Here is a 15,232-nt window from a genome sequence, read left to right as displayed (position 1 = left end):
GATGATGTGTTAATTTAGTGATGGGTCGATAGGCAAATTGGGTTTTGCCAAGTCTGTAAAAAAGGAATGAGATAATTTGAATGATCAGCAATAGTTCATCGGCAAATTATCTCATTGCCATATTAACACATTATATTAGTTCTTAGCTAAGTATTCTGCTGTAGAAGTTCTGTCTGCTTTCATTGCATCTTTTCCTTCTTCCCAGTTGGCAGGACATACTTCTCCGTGTTTCTGAACGTGAGTGTAAGCGTCAATTAATCTTAAATATTCTTTTACGTTTCTTCCAAGAGGCATATCATTTACAGACTCGTGGAAAATTTTTCCGGTTTCGTCAATAAGGTAAGTTGCTCTGTAAGTTACGTTGGAACCAGTGAAAGTTTCCTCTCCATCTTCATTGTATTCGAAATCCTGATCTACGATTCCTAAGATGTTAGCCAGTTGTCTGTGTGTATCAGCTAAAAGCGGGTAAGTTACTCCTTCAATACCTCCGTTGTCTTTTGCTGTGTTCAGCCACGCGAAGTGTACTTCATTCGTATCACAAGAAGCACCGATTACTTTAGTGTTTCTTTTTGCGAATTCACCTAAAGCATCCTGGAAAGCGTGAAGCTCGGTAGGACATACGAACGTGAAATCTTTCGGATACCAGAAAAGGATCACTTTTTGTTGGTTGGCAGTAGCTTCTTCAAGGATGTTGATTCTAAGATCGTCACCCATTTCAGACATTGCATCGATTGTTACATTTGGGAATTTTTTTCCTACTAAAGACATAATTTTCTGTTTTTATATTTAAATTTCTAGTGCAAAGATATAAATATTCTATCTATCGAACAAATGAATATTGATAAATAAAATCTATAATTGTTTTTAGTGCTTTTGTATTAAAAAAGCCCTGAAATCAGAGCTTTTTGTTTACTTTATAATAGATTTTATCAAGTCTAAATTGAATTTATGAATTGAAAGGAGCCAATGTATCTTTGATTCTTTTCATTGCTTCTCTAAGGTCTTCCTCAGAAGCTGCATATGAGAATCTGATACACTCAGGACTTCCGAAAGAAACGCCGCCTACAGATCCTACGTGGGCGTGCTCCAGAAGGAACATTGCGAAATCATCAGAATCCTTAATTTCCACACCATTCAGGTTTTTCCCGATATAATAGGAAATATCCGGGAAGAAATAGAATGCCGCTTTTGGAAGCAGAACTTTAAATCCTGGAATTTCTTTCATCAGATCATACACAAGATCTCTTCTTTTCTGGAAAGCGTCAATCATGTATTTGTATTCGGAAGGATCGGTTTTTAAAGCGGTGATAGAAGCTCTCTGCGCCATCGTGTTCGCTCCGCTGGTCATCTGTCCCTGAACTTTTTCACATGCTTTTGCCAGCCATTCCGGACAGGCAGAATACCCGATTCTCCATCCTGTCATTGCAAATGCCTTGGACATCCCGTTGATCACGGCAGTCTGCTCATAAACTTCAGGAAACTGAGCGATAGAGGTGGTTTTCGTTTCATAATTGATGAATTCATAGATCTCATCAGAAATAACCGTCACATGAGGATATTTGGCAATGACTTTAGCCATAGAATGAAGCTCATCATACGTATAATATCCGCCGGAAGGATTACACGGAGAACTGAAAAGAATCGCTTTGGTCTTATCGGTAATCGCTTCTTCAAGCTGCTGCGCTGTTATTTTAAAATCTGTAACATAAGAAGTGGGAAGCATCACTGAAGTTCCGCCCATCATTTTTACCATTTCATCATAGCTTACCCAATAAGGAGCAGGAAGCAATACTTCATCACCATCATTAACAACGGATGCAAGAACATTTAAAATAGCCTGCTTGGCACCATTGGAAACACAGATCTGAGAAGGTTTATATTCAAGGTTGTTGTCTCTTTTTAATTTATAAGCTACCGCTTCACGAAGTTCAAGAAACCCTGGAACAGGAGAGTAGTGGCTGTAATTCTGGTTAATCGCATCAAAAGCGGCCTGTTTGATATTATCCGGGACATCAAAATCCGGCTCGCCAAGAGTAAGACTGATCACGTCAATGCCGGCGGCCTTCATTTCCCTTGCTTTGTTTGACATTACGAAAGTCTGCGAGTACCCTAACCTTTTTACTCTGTCTGAAAGTTTATCCATATGATGTTTTTTGATTTTGAACAAATATATAATAAAAACGTTTTTCCGGGAAATAAATTGGGCCCGGAAAAAAAGATTTTTGTCAGTTTTTAATTTAATCACTAGATTTGGAAATACTTGTCTGCTGACGGCGGATAACCGTATTTTTAAATTTAAAACTAAAAAATGTACAGAATTTTGTTTTTATTCATGGCTTCCCTTATTTCTGCCCAGAGTTACCGTTTTGTGTACGAATACAAAATGAAACCGGATACGGGTAAGAAAGACTCTCTGGTGACCGACTATATGAACCTGGATACAGATGGGACGAAATCCTACTTCTACAATGCCGTAAAATACGAGCGGGATTCTGCCTACAGCGTAGATAAAAGCTATCCGGCCCTTTTGAAAGGCAAGCATTATGACCGCAATCTGAGTTATGTCATCGAGAAAGATTATGCTAAAAAAACAATCAGTTTTTATGATAAATTCAAGAATGTAAGCCTGGTGACGGCAGATAATGAAGCCCCGAAATGGACGATTGAGAATGAATTTAAGACCATCAATGCCATGAAATGCCAGAAAGCAGTATCAGAATATAAAGGCAGAAAATGGGAAGCCTGGTTCAGTAAAGAGGTTCCGGTGAATGACGGACCCTATAAATTTACGGGACTGCCCGGACTTGTCGTGATGATAAAAGATTCAGAAAATGATCATGTTTTTGATCTGATTCAGATTAAAAAAATAAAAACAGCAGCTGCTTTTATCCCGAAAAACAATAAGCAGATGACCAATGCAGAATACAGGAAAATCATGAATAATTACCGTTTTTCGCCTGTTGAAGATATTGCAGGGATGAGTATCGATTCCAAAGCAGGAAAAATGGAAATGCAGCTCAAGGACGGCTACGTTGCCCAGTTTGATTACAATGAACTGAAAAAAAGCGGCGCTAAAATGGATGATGTCATTGCCCATCACCTCAGATTGACCAATAATCCTATTGAAAAAGAATAAAATAATGAAACAGAGACTGCGGAAAAGCGGTCTTTTTTTTATCTCAGGAATTATTGATGCCTGTTATGGGGTTGGCTCCTTGTATTTCGTCAATAAGTGAAACGTCTTTGTTTATCTTAATTTCAATAAAAATCGATTCTTTGTTTGACTTTATGTTTAAGAATCAAATGAATAACGGTATGTTTTGTATATTTAAATAATTTTACAATCAACGATATGAAATATTCTCTTGTTTTCCTGCTGGTGCCTTTTGTCGGTTTTTCCCAAACATTTTCAAAAGATGATGAAATAAAGAAATATGTTTCTGAAGTGAGTTCGGATTCTTTACAATCTTATATCGGTAAACTGGTCAGTTTTAATACCAGACACACGCTGAGCGCCACAGATGATCCGAAACAAGGAATAGGAGCGGCAAGGAGCTGGGTGTTTGGAAAATTTAAAGAATATGCAAAAAATTCCCATGGAAGAATGGAGGTTTATCTGCAGCAGGAAGACATCCAGCCGGATGGAAAACGCATAGACAAAGCCGTGAATCTTGGAAATCCGATTGCTTTTCTGAAAGGCACAGATCCAGGCGACAAAAGGATTTTCCTGATATCTGCCCATCTGGATTCAAGGGTGACTGATGTGATGAACAGAACATCACCAGCTCCCGGGGCCAATGACGACGGCAGCGGAGTAGGTGCGGTCATGGAAGCTGCAAGAATTCTGAGTAAGTCCTCTTTTCCGGCGTCTGTGGTTTTTGTGACCTTTTCCGGTGAGGAACAGTCGTTGCTCGGATCTAAGCTGCTGGCCAGCCATGCCAAAAAAGAAAACTGGCAGATAGAAGCGGTCCTGAATAATGACATGATTGGAAATCCCAAAGCAGGAGAAACCGGAGAGATCAATAACCGGACACTGCGCGTATTCAGCGAAGGGCTGCCTTATGTGGAACTGGAGAAAAAAGCCATGAATGTAAGAAACCTCGGGCTTGAAAACGACAGCGAATCCAGACAACTGGCCAGATACATTAAAGAGACCGCAGAGAAATATGTGAAAGGCCTTGAAATCAAACTAATCTACAGGAATGACAGGTTTCTGCGCGGCGGAGACCATTCCAGCTTTGTCACCGAAGGTTTTCCTTCCGTAAGGCTCACCGAATATTTTGAAAATTATGATCACCAGCATCAGGACATCCGGATGGAAAACAATAAACAGTATGGTGATCTTCCCGAATTTATAGATTATACCTACCTGAAAAAGAATACAGCGGCTAATATTGCTGTTCTGGCAAGCCTTGCGAAATCCACCTCAAAACCGGAACGTGTTGAAATGAAGGTCAAAGAACTGACAAATTCCACAACACTGCAATGGGAAAAACCAAAATCCGGAACTCCGGCAGGGTATTATGTACTTGCTAGGGAAACGGATAGTCCGGTTTGGCAAAAAAGGATATTTACAACAGAGCTTTTCCTTAAAATACCTCTTTCCAAGGATAATTATATTTTTGCGGTGCAGGCTGTTAATCAAAGTGGGAATTTAAGTGTTCCTGTTATTCCGGGAATTGCCAGATGACATAGTCTAACGGGAAAGCTTGCATTAAAGCCTGGCCGGGAAACTTCATTTGAATACAACGGAAATAAAACTTATTTTTGCAGATTATAATAATTCATATGGCAGCATCGTTACTATTAAAATACTTTCCGGATCTTACAGAGAAGCAGATCGAACAGTTTAACCAACTGGAAAAACTGTATAATGAATGGAATGAAAAAATCAATGTGATCTCGAGAAAAGACATGGAATCGCTGTATGAAAAGCACGTTCTGCATTCTTTGGGAATTGCAAAAATAATGGAATTTGCACCCGGTACAAAAGTATTGGACATTGGAACCGGAGGTGGTTTTCCCGGAATTCCCCTCGCAATCCTTTTTCCGGATACAGAATTTACCCTGATTGATTCTATCGGAAAGAAAATTACAGTGGTAAAAGCGGTGGCAGAAGGAATAGGACTGACGAATTTAACGGCTATTCACGGAAGAGCGGAAAAAGTGAAAGAAAAGTTCCATTTTGTAGTAAGCCGTGCCGTAACCCAGATGCCTGAATTCCTGAGATGGCTGAAAGGAAAATTTGAAAAAGAACAAATTAATCCCAAACATAACGGAGTTTTATATTTAAAAGGAGGCGATCTTGCAGAAGAGCTGGCCGGAATAAAATGTGAAATCTTCAACCTTAAAAACTATTTTGATGAAGAATTTTTTGATACTAAAAAAGTGATTTATGTATCAAAAGGTAATTTTAACTCTTAATTTTTTAAAATTAAGTAACAAATACTATTAAATTTATACTAATAATCGGTAAATTTAAGGTTATGAAAAAACTTTTAAATATTGGGTTTTCTGTATTGTTTTTAGGCCTGGTTTCAGTCTCCTGTGAAGATGATGATTACCAGACCATACAGTCCATAGAAAAAATCAGGATTGATAGTGTAAAGATCATGAAGGATACCATGGATGTGTATACCATACAGAGTATTAAGACGTATTCTACCTATCCGTCCCAATGCGAAGGGTTTTACGGATATGATTATATTCACGACAACAGCCTGGAAAGATCTGTTACCGCTTACAAGTATACAAGCGAAGGACCGTGTACACAGACTGCTCATGTAGGAGCCGGCCAGATCAATTTCAGCCCGCGACAGACCGGAACATATACTTTTAAATTCTGGAATGGAGGCAGCAGCTGGATCACCAAAACCATTGTAGTTGAATAATACATGAAACTGATTTCACTTTGCTGTTTTCTTTTTGTCAACGCTCTTTTCGGGCAGAAGATAATCTGGCAGGAAGACCGTAAGCTGGTCTGGGACGATTTTAAAAGTCCCGTCAACCGGAAAAGTAATCCTGATGTGGCTGCTTATACCCATTGCGGCTGGGAATACTCTGTAGTGAAATCTACCAATCCCAAATCACCCGTTAAAATTCAAATCACTGCCATCTTTAATGAAGACAAATCCTGGAAAGATGTGAAAAAGATGAGTGATTATATCCTGCTGCACGAGCAGAAACATTTTGATATTGCTGAGCTGTTCGTGAGGAAATTCAGGAAGGAAGTGGAGGAGAAGATTAAAACTTCCGGTGATTATGATAAAAAATTTAAAGCCGTTTACAGCCAAATATCAAACGAATACAAAAACTTTCAGCAATCCTATGATAAAATTACGGAACATGGGATGAATAAAGAAAAGCAGGCGGAATACAACGCCCTTATTACTGAAGAACTGGACCACTTAAAAAGCTACAAAGCCTCTTGAAATTTCTCAATAAAATTATCCACGAACTGCTGGCTCAGAATACGGACCTTTCGGAATTCAATATTGTTCTGCCGGGAAAGCGTCCCATTGTATTTATCAGACAGATCCTGGAAGAAAATAACTACTCAGGATTCTTACCCAACTTTTTTACTGTAGAGGAACTGATAGACAGGATTGCAGACAAACAGCCCGTGCAGGGGATTTCTCTGTGGCTTTTTGCCTTTGATGTCTACCGGAGCCTGGGTCTTATCCCGAAAGATGATTTTGCGGACTTTTTAAAGTGGTTTCCGACCCTTCAGAAAGACTGGGATGATATCCTGAAGTTCTCTGAAAGTGATGAAGCGGTTCTGCAGTATATGTTTGACGAAGAAAGGATCAAAGAATGGGCGCAGGATCTGGGCGAAGATGATGATGTTCCGCGTAAGAAATTCCTTAATTTCTGGCAGAATATGAATATTTTCCTTCCGGCCTTAAAGAAAAAACTGCAGGAGAAAAACTGGGCAACTTCCGGGATGATCCACGAAACGGCCAAAGCGAAGATCATTGATTTTGCTAAAAATACTTCCCAGCACTTTGTTTTCTGCGGTTTCAATGCATTTACACCCGTAGAAGAAAAGCTTGTCAGAAGCCTGTTGAAATGGAATAAAGCACAGTGTTTCTTTCAGGCGGACCGTTATTATTTTGACGATGAAAGACAGGAAGCCGGAAAATTCCTGAGGAATCATAAGATGTGGAAAGAATTTGATGAAAACAGAGCTTTCCAGTGGATAGAAGATGATTTCAACCAGCCTAAAAATATAAAAGTCTACGAAGTTTCCGGGAATGTAACGCAGACTAAGGTGCTTCCCGAGATATTTAACGGGATTACTAATAAAACCTTTTCTAATACGGCAGTGGTATTGCTGGATGAAAACCTGCTTCCAGCAAGTCTGGATGTAATGTACGGTGTTGACAATCTGAATATTACCATGGGTTTTCCATTGAAGAACCTGTCTTTTTCCAATGCCGTCAAACAGCTTTTTTATCTTCAGAAGCAGCTGGAAAAAAATAAGTCTTCATACTACTACCGGGATATTTTCCCTATCCTTGAAGAGCTTCCGAAATCTGCTGAGGATGAACTGATTATCAGTAATTTCAGGACCAAAGTAGAGGAAAGGAATATTGTTTATATATCCAAAAAGCTTTTAGAAGAACTTCTGAGCGGGCTGTCCTATTACGGGCTCCTGAAAAAAGCTGATCATACCGGAGTTTATCTGGATATGCTCATTGAATTCTGTAGACAGATCAAGTGGCTGGAAATAGATGATATCCAGTATGAAAACGTTTCCCATTTTGAAAATGCATTCAGGATTATCAAAAACCAGCTCAGTCCTTATGATTTTGTGATTAAGATGGAGACCCTTGAAATTCTGATCAACCAGCACGTGAATTCCGAAAGTATAGACTTTCAGGGAGAGCCGCTCCGCGGACTTCAGATCATGGGGCTTCTGGAAACCCGTCTTCTGAATTTTGAAAACGTCATCATGCTTTCTGTGAATGAAGGGAAGCTTCCTTTGGGAAATTCGCAGAATACCTATATTCCGTTTGACATCAGACGGTATTTTGATATGCATACCTTTCTGGAAAACGACAGTATTTATGCTTATCACTTTTACAGGCTGATCCAGGATTCCCAGAACGTCCATCTGCTGTACAACGCGCTCAGTTCCGGGGTGAATACCGGAGAGAAAAGCCGTTTTATTACCCAGATCGAAATGGAGAGTTCACATAAGATTGAACATCTCATTATTGAAAATTCTTCCGAGCCCATTGCTTCACAACCGATCGAAATTCTGAAGACTCCGATTGTATTGGAACGGCTTCAGAAATGGAAAGAGAAAGTATCGGCTTCACATCTGACCAGCTACCTTTATAATCCGATTGATTTTTATCTCTCGAAAATCTTGAAGACTTCAGAAACGGATGAAATAGAAGAAGAGTTATCCGTAAAAAATTATGGAAACCTGGTGCATTATTCACTTCAAGAAGTATATGAAATACTTAAGGGTAAAATTTTAAAAGAAAAGGATTTACAGAATTCAATTAAAGATATAGATCAATATATAAATGTGGCTATTGAAAAGCTGAAGCATCAGCCGGAATTCTATGAAAAAGGAATGAATTATATTCACAGGGCCATTGCCAAAAAGGTGATTGAGAATGTGCTGAATCACGATCTTGAACTGGTGAAAAGCGGTAACAGTTTAGAGATTTTGGACATTGAAAAACGGTTTGAAAATGTAGATTTTTATCTGGATACCAATGACAAAATTTCTTTCTTTGGATTCATCGACAGGATAGACCGCCTGAACGGTACCTTAAGGATTATCGATTATAAAACCGCAAAAATCAAGAATCTCACAGTAAAGATAGATCAAGATAACGTGGCAGAATATTTCCATAACAGCGAAAGAAAACAGGCCCTGCAGCTTTGCATTTATCATTATGTTGTTCAAAATCTTCCGGAATTCTGGGGACTTCCTATTGAAACGGGAATCTGGAGTTTTGCAGAAGCCAAAAAGGGTGTGGTTTCCCTGCAGTTTGATAAGGGGAATATTGATGATGCGATGCAGTCTGTGAAAAACCTTATTCTGGAAATTCTGAATCCGGATCTTAGTTTTATTGAGAATATCAAGTCTTATTCGAATTAAAAACATTCATAGCGATCTTTTGGTTTGTTGGTAAAGCGCAAAGACGTAAGGCTTTTTAAGGTGTCTCTGTCATTGCGAACCTTTAGGTGAAGCAATCTCAATTTATATTACAAAGAACCATTTTTCAGATTGCGTCGTCGCTCCGCTCCTCGCAATGACGGCGGTTTAAAATTTTATCTCTGAGAAAATCCTTGCGTCTTTTTTGCAGCAATTTTTGATCATCTTTTGCGTCTTCGCGTTGAGAACAATTCAGTAATTTTCGAGTTTAGAAAAGCTTCATTATAGAATTTTGATAAAAATGTACAAAAAAGACTGTCCCATTTGAGACAGCCTTCCATTTGAAATGAAGAATATACTGATGAAGTCGCTTTATAGTTTTACTTTTTTGTTGACTGTTTTTCCATCGGATGTTATCATTTGAACCACATAAACTCCTGATTCTAAATTGTTTGATTTGAACTCCTGCTGGTTGATATCCTGCTGAAGAATCAGTGATCCCGAAATGCTGTAAATGCTGATGTTCTTGATACCTTTTTCAGCTCTTGCATTGATCTGACGGTTTTGCGTAAATATTTCAGTTTTACTGGCTAAAGAATTTCCGGTTAAGGTCTTTTTGAACTGCAGATTGTAGAATTGGGTAACGATTTCGAAGGTATTGTTTTGATTGTCAATGTCTTTTAGGTCAATTCCGCCATCTTTACTGTACTGTTCCTGAGAAACGGTTTTCAGCAGGTTTTTATTCTCATCAAAAATATTAACACCAAGTAATTCTTCCTGAGGGATTTTCAGTTTTAAAATTCCACTGTTTTCTGACTGTATAATCTCATTTTCAGGAACTTCGGTTGGTGTGTTCTTAATGTATGGAATTAATTTTTGCTCATTGTTTTCTTCTACCTTTAAAAGATAAACCCCGTCTTTCAATGATGACAGGCTCTGTTCTGTTCCTGATTTGCTTACTGCCTTTTCCTGGTTGAAATCAGTGATTCCAACAAGCTGCATATTTCCAAGATCAGGCTTTAGCTGTGAAGAATATACTGAACGGGATTCAGGCTGCGTATTTCCCTGCTGTTTGGAAGTGAGGATCGCCCATTGATTCAAAAGGCCTCCGCTTCTCAGCGTATTGAATTTGGCATTCGAAGCCAGAGTGAAAGGAAGAATCCCGCCTACATGTCCCAAAGGTCCCCAATAGAAAGAATCCAGCTTGTATTTGTTCAGATCCCACCAGGCATAATAGCCACGCTGCACATCGATTGTTTTGGAAGTATTTTCAGGCGGAATAGCCAGATCCACTGTAGAATGTCCTAACGTCATCGGTGTTTTGTTGTACCAGTTATATACATCTTTAGGTTTTAAGCATTGTCTGAACTTACTGTTAAGATTGTTGGTGGTTTCGTTGATGAAATTCTGTGTGAAAAGCTTTCTCCAGATCACAGGACCCCAAAGAAGACCTCCGTTATCCTGAACCACATGGTAATTGTATTTGTCAAGATATTCAGGAGAAATCACCTCTGAAATATCGTTGGTGTAGCTTTTATAGCCCATATTATTGCAGGAATGAACAACATTGGCCAGGAACGAGGTGAACGGATAAATATCTTTCTCCAGAACCCCTTTGTTTAACGTTACGCCTGAAAAATCGTAAGGTCCGTCTCCCATATAGGCATATTTGAACTTCAGGTTCGTAGGATTGGAAGTGTTCAGGCTCTTCAGAGTAGCCATAGCAGCATGTGCGCCTTGTGAGTAGCCTGCGAGGAAATATTCGTCGTAGCGTTTGATTCCCTTTTGAGCCAGAACTTTATTGGCCGCAGTCACGAAATCTATCGTAGCGCCGGCCTCGGTAGCAGCATCTACATAAGGGTGAACGCCGTCTCCGCTTCCCATCCCTACATAGTCAGGAGCCATCAGAATATAACCGTTGAGAACGTAGGAGAGTTCCACTACAAATCCGGCGGTTAAGGTACCTTTAAGGTTGGAAGGAACATTATCCCTGCTATCTGTAGTTCCGTGGTCAGATACAACCGTTGATAGCTTAAAATTAACGTTAGGGTACATCAGAAGTCCGGTGGCTTTAACCAGGACATTTTTTTCGTTTTTGGTGTAATAAGTGATTTTGTATCCTTTAAGACCTACATTGAAGCTATTGAGATAGCTGGCAAAATCAGGGGCATCCTGACTGCCAAGATTATTGGCGATGAAATTGACAACTCCCTGTGGGGTCAGATCAAGTTTTTGCTCAACACTGACAAGATCTCCTGCCTGCTGGGCAAAAAAGAATGGAGCCGTTAAACCTAATAAAAATGTGGATAATTTTCTCATATCAATATTTTTTAATGTGTTTAAATTAATATTTTTTAATAAAATATTTAAAACATTAATACATCAACAATTATTCACTGAATATAAGTTCCCGGCAAAGTGAGTAAAATAAAGAGTCTGCCTAAAAAAACTTTCAAGAAGCAATCCCCGAATCCAAAAGTTTCGGGGATTATTTTTGTTGTTTATTCTTTAAGACTGGTTTCCGGCAAAAGGAGTAATTTTATTAAACGCAAAGTTTGAAGATCATACTTTATATTTCAGGAATGCAAATTAGAGAATCAATTGAAATTGATTCCATGAAGCGTGTGGATAAAACGTCCGTTTATTCAGTGGTGCAGCCGCACCTCTTTGCTTAGCTTGAAATCAGGAGATATAGCATGAAACTATGCGTTGAAATTATTCAAAAAAATGACCGCCTCACTTTTGAGACGGCCTCCTGTTTTGTATATTTCAGCTTTACTTAAAAAGCATTGATTCCTGTAATATCCAAACCGGTGATCAGTAAATGTACATCATGAGTACCCTCATACGTGATCACAGATTCAAGGTTGGCAGCGTGTCTCATCATTGGGAATTCACCCATGATTCCCATACCTCCAAGGATCTGTCTTGATTCTCTTGCGATGTCAATAGCCATTTTCACGTTGTTACGCTTTGCCATTGAGATCTGCGCAGGAGTCGCTTTGTGGGCGTTTTTAAGATTTCCTAACTGAAGACATAATAACTGTGCCTTTGTAATTTCCGTTAAGAATTCGGCTAATTTTTTCTGCTGAAGCTGGAAAGAACCGATTGGCTTACCGAACTGTTTTCTCTCTTTAGCATACTGAACGGCTGTACAGTGGCAGTCAATCGCTGCACCGATTACACCCCATGAAATTCCGTATCTCGCTGAATTCAGACAAGATAAAGGCCCTTTCAATCCGGTTACACCAGGAAGTAAATTTTCTTTAGGAACTTTTACATCATTGAATACCAATTCTCCGGTTTTGGAAGCTCTTAAGCTCCATTTGTTGTGCGTTTCAGGAGTCGTGAAGCCTTCCATTCCTCTTTCAACGATCAGTCCCTGTACTTTTCCTTCTTCATTTTTAGCCCATACTACAGCAATATCGCAAAGCGGGGAATTTGTGATCCACATTTTGGCACCGTTCAGAAGATAATGGTCGCCCATATCTTTGAAATACGTTTCCATAGAACCCGGATCTGAGCCGTGGTTAGGCTCCGTTAATCCAAAAGAACCAATCATTTCTCCTGAAGCAAGGTGAGGAAGATATTTTTTCTTCTGCTCCTCCGAACCAAATTCATTGATCGGGAACATCACCAGCGAGCTCTGTACCGAAGCAGCAGAACGCACCGCAGAATCTCCTCTTTCCAGTTCCAGCATAATCAAACCGTAAGAAATCTGATCCAATCCTGAACCGCCATACTCAACAGGAATATATGGACCTAATGCTCCAATTTTCCCTAATTCCTTCATTAAGTTAGGAATGTCTGTATGATTTTGTGCGGCCTGATCAATCTGCGGCATTACAAAACTTTCCACCCAATCTCTCACCGATTGACGGATAAGTTTGTGTTCTTCAGTAAGTAAAGCATCAATTCCGTAGTAGTCTGGAATGCTTGTAAGAGGATAATATGACATGATTTTTTTGATTTGTTTAAAAGTAAGACTTTTCAGGGGGTTTGAAAAATTTTTTTGAAAATCTTTATGGTCTTTGATTTTCAATGAGATACATTAATATTTACAAGGTTTCAAAAGAAAATACAATGCGTTAGGATTCCTCATCATTGGAGATAGGATACTGATTGGCAGCATTGTGGACCTTGCTTTTGAACTTGTACAGATACGGAGCTTTGTTGGCAGAACCGTCATACAGCTTTTCCAGCCTGTCCAGAATATTTAAGCTTAAAATTTTACGCTGGAAATTATTTCTTCTGAATTTCTGTCCTAAAATGGTTTCATATAAGGACTGAAGATCTTTCATGGTAAATTTTTCAGGAAGAAGATTGCTGGCGGCTACCTCGGTATTAATATTCATACGCAGGTATTCAAGGCCGGTTTCTATAACCCTGTCGTGATCAAATGCCATTTTGGGTAATTTATTCACTTCAAACCATTCACAGCTTTCATTGAAGGCATCAGGAAAGGTATTGGCAATAGAAAAATCGATCAGGCTGCAGTACCCTACGGTAATGAATCTCTGAAAGATCCAGTGGTCTTTGGGAACTTCAATGCCTTTATTATTCAGAAGGATCTGGTGTACATTATTCTCCGTTCGGTCTATTCTCCCGAAGGTGTGAAATTGTTTTAAAAAAAGATCCTTCAGGTGCGTTCTCTCATACAAAACTCTGGCAGCGGCTTCACGAAGGTCTTCATCATTGAAAACAAAACCTCCCGGAAGAGACCACAAATCCAGATCATGGTATTTTAAAAGAAGAACCTTCAGAATATTATTGTGAAAACCAAATATGGTACAGTCAACAGATACATGTGCTACAAAATCTTTTGTATCAATAAGTTCCTGAAGGGTTTCTTTGTTTTTGGTGTCCTTGATTTTCATGGGAGTAAAAATAAAATTATTTTCTATAATTTCTTTCCTGCAAGCCTAAAATATATTAAACTCACTGTAAAAAGCACAGAAACAGCGAGTAATATGTACAGCGGATAGTAGTTTAACAGCTGTTTTCCGAACAATAAAGCCATGATAATAGAACTCACAGAGCTGCCTAAAGATGAAAAAATCACAATTAGGGATGTAAACAGGTTAATTTTTTCCTTATCAATCTTCGCAATCATTTTTGAATTGATAACAGGGTAGAGCGGAGATAGAAAAAGACCGACCACAGGAAATAAAAACAGGATCAGGTTTGAATTTACAGAATCAAAGTACTGAATTCCTAAAATAATCAGGAGCAGCGCTATAATTAATGAAATACATAGAATATAATATTTTGAAAGTGAAAATCTGTGGATGATATTGGCCGTGGCCGTTCTTCCGGCGTAGGAAAAAAGAGCCAGGAAAGAAGTGGCCTGAAGGGCGAAAAATGAATTGACATTCAGATGGTTTTTATAAAATGAAGGCAGCCATGAATTGAATCCCTGTTCTACAAAGACAATAAAGAAAATGACAGCCAGAAATGCGATCGTTGCAGGGGCAGTAAATGCTGACAATTCTGAAATAAGACTTTTGTTTTCTGTTTTTTTCGCTTCCGAAATATTCAACCTGGAAAAAAGATAAATAGTTATGGCACAAAGTACTGAAATGGAAAGGAACCCGAATTTCCAGAATTCAGAATAACGGCTTGAGATTAGCCATCCGAAACCTGTATTGACCACAAAAATTCCCACCATAAATGAAGCTTCTACACTGTTCATCATTTTGGCAAGTGATTTTTCATCAGAGATATTATTCCGGATAATTCCAAAAACACAGATTTTGCCTACCGCAAAGCAGGTCCCGATAATCGCAAACCAAACCTTATAAAACCAGAAATCTTCTACAAAAGGAAGAAGACACGAACAGATCCCGACAATAACCAGAGCAGAAATCAACGCTGTTTTTGTACCGGTTCTGCTTATAAAATTCACAGCAAAAAGTGATATAAAAGCGATCGGAAGATCTTTGAAAGATTCCAGAAAACCTAACTTTTCATAGGTGATTTTTGCTTCCGAAAGCTGAAGGATGACAATGCCCATGCAGTTTAAGACCATTGAGAAAATAAGGAAAGTGAGTTTTAACGGAAGGGAGATCTTCGAAAGCTTGGCTGTCATTTTGGGGATTGTTTTTATTGTTTTTT

The 15,232-nt window shown here is 38.9% G+C and carries 12 protein-coding genes; 6 read left to right on the top strand and 6 right to left on the bottom strand.

Annotated features, from left to right (window positions below; translation table 11 throughout):
- Window positions 1–135: 135 nt before the first annotated feature.
- Together JET18_RS16300 and JET18_RS16295 are read right to left on the bottom strand one after the other, a co-directional pair.
- A complete protein-coding gene (locus JET18_RS16300) occupies window positions 136–768 on the bottom strand; it encodes a peroxiredoxin (protein ID WP_202092769.1) in 633 nt (210 codons plus the stop codon).
- A gap of 178 nt (window positions 769–946) precedes the next feature.
- Window positions 947–2,143 (bottom strand): pyridoxal phosphate-dependent aminotransferase, encoded by a 1,197-nt coding sequence (locus tag JET18_RS16295; protein WP_202092767.1) that lies wholly within the window; start codon window positions 2,141–2,143, stop codon window positions 947–949.
- A gap of 165 nt (window positions 2,144–2,308) precedes the next feature.
- On the opposite strand from JET18_RS16295, the gene JET18_RS16290 reads away from it, so the two are divergent.
- From JET18_RS16290 to JET18_RS16265, 6 genes are all read left to right on the top strand, one after another.
- A complete protein-coding gene (locus tag JET18_RS16290) occupies window positions 2,309–3,136 on the top strand; it encodes a GLPGLI family protein (protein WP_202092765.1) in 828 nt (275 codons plus the stop codon).
- A gap of 216 nt (window positions 3,137–3,352) precedes the next feature.
- A complete protein-coding gene (locus JET18_RS16285; RefSeq protein ID WP_202092763.1) occupies window positions 3,353–4,690 on the top strand; it encodes a M20/M25/M40 family metallo-hydrolase in 1,338 nt (445 codons plus the stop codon).
- A gap of 98 nt (window positions 4,691–4,788) precedes the next feature.
- Complete coding sequence (gene rsmG, locus JET18_RS16280) at window positions 4,789–5,424, top strand: 16S rRNA (guanine(527)-N(7))-methyltransferase RsmG (RefSeq protein WP_202092761.1); 636 nt, start codon at window positions 4,789–4,791, stop codon at window positions 5,422–5,424.
- Between the two features lie 62 nt (window positions 5,425–5,486).
- Window positions 5,487–5,891, top strand: coding sequence for a hypothetical protein (locus tag JET18_RS16275; RefSeq protein ID WP_202092759.1), 405 nt, complete (start codon window positions 5,487–5,489; stop codon window positions 5,889–5,891).
- Window positions 5,892–5,894: 3 nt separating this feature from the next.
- Window positions 5,895–6,431 carry a DUF922 domain-containing protein gene (locus tag JET18_RS16270; protein WP_202092757.1) on the top strand — a complete coding sequence of 179 codons (537 nt, stop codon included), beginning with the start codon at window positions 5,895–5,897 and terminating at the stop codon, window positions 6,429–6,431.
- On the top strand, window positions 6,428–9,121 hold the full coding sequence (locus JET18_RS16265) for a PD-(D/E)XK nuclease family protein (protein WP_202092755.1): 2,694 nt from the start codon (window positions 6,428–6,430) through the stop codon (window positions 9,119–9,121). Before JET18_RS16270 ends, JET18_RS16265 begins: the two co-directional genes overlap by 4 nt.
- A gap of 369 nt (window positions 9,122–9,490) precedes the next feature.
- On the opposite strand, the gene JET18_RS16260 is transcribed toward JET18_RS16265, so the two are convergent.
- The 4 genes from JET18_RS16260 to JET18_RS16245 form a co-directional block, all read right to left on the bottom strand.
- Window positions 9,491–11,437, bottom strand: coding sequence for a T9SS type A sorting domain-containing protein (locus JET18_RS16260; RefSeq protein ID WP_202092754.1), 1,947 nt, complete (start codon window positions 11,435–11,437; stop codon window positions 9,491–9,493).
- Between the two features lie 460 nt (window positions 11,438–11,897).
- Window positions 11,898–13,076, bottom strand: a complete 1,179-nt coding sequence (locus JET18_RS16255; protein WP_202092752.1) for an acyl-CoA dehydrogenase family protein — start codon at window positions 13,074–13,076, stop codon at window positions 11,898–11,900.
- A 130-nt stretch (window positions 13,077–13,206) separates the two neighbouring features.
- Window positions 13,207–13,995, bottom strand: a complete 789-nt coding sequence (locus JET18_RS16250) for an NUDIX hydrolase (protein WP_202092749.1) — start codon at window positions 13,993–13,995, stop codon at window positions 13,207–13,209.
- Window positions 13,996–14,018: 23 nt separating this feature from the next.
- Window positions 14,019–15,206, bottom strand: coding sequence for an MFS transporter (locus JET18_RS16245; RefSeq protein ID WP_228728574.1), 1,188 nt, complete (start codon window positions 15,204–15,206; stop codon window positions 14,019–14,021).
- Window positions 15,207–15,232: the final 26 nt, after the last annotated feature.

The sequence above is a fragment of the Chryseobacterium endalhagicum genome (assembly GCF_016745235.1).
Classification (GTDB): domain Bacteria; phylum Bacteroidota; class Bacteroidia; order Flavobacteriales; family Weeksellaceae; genus Chryseobacterium; species Chryseobacterium endalhagicum.
Note: the sequence above shows the minus strand (reverse complement) of the source record. Positions and strands in the feature narration are given on the sequence as shown.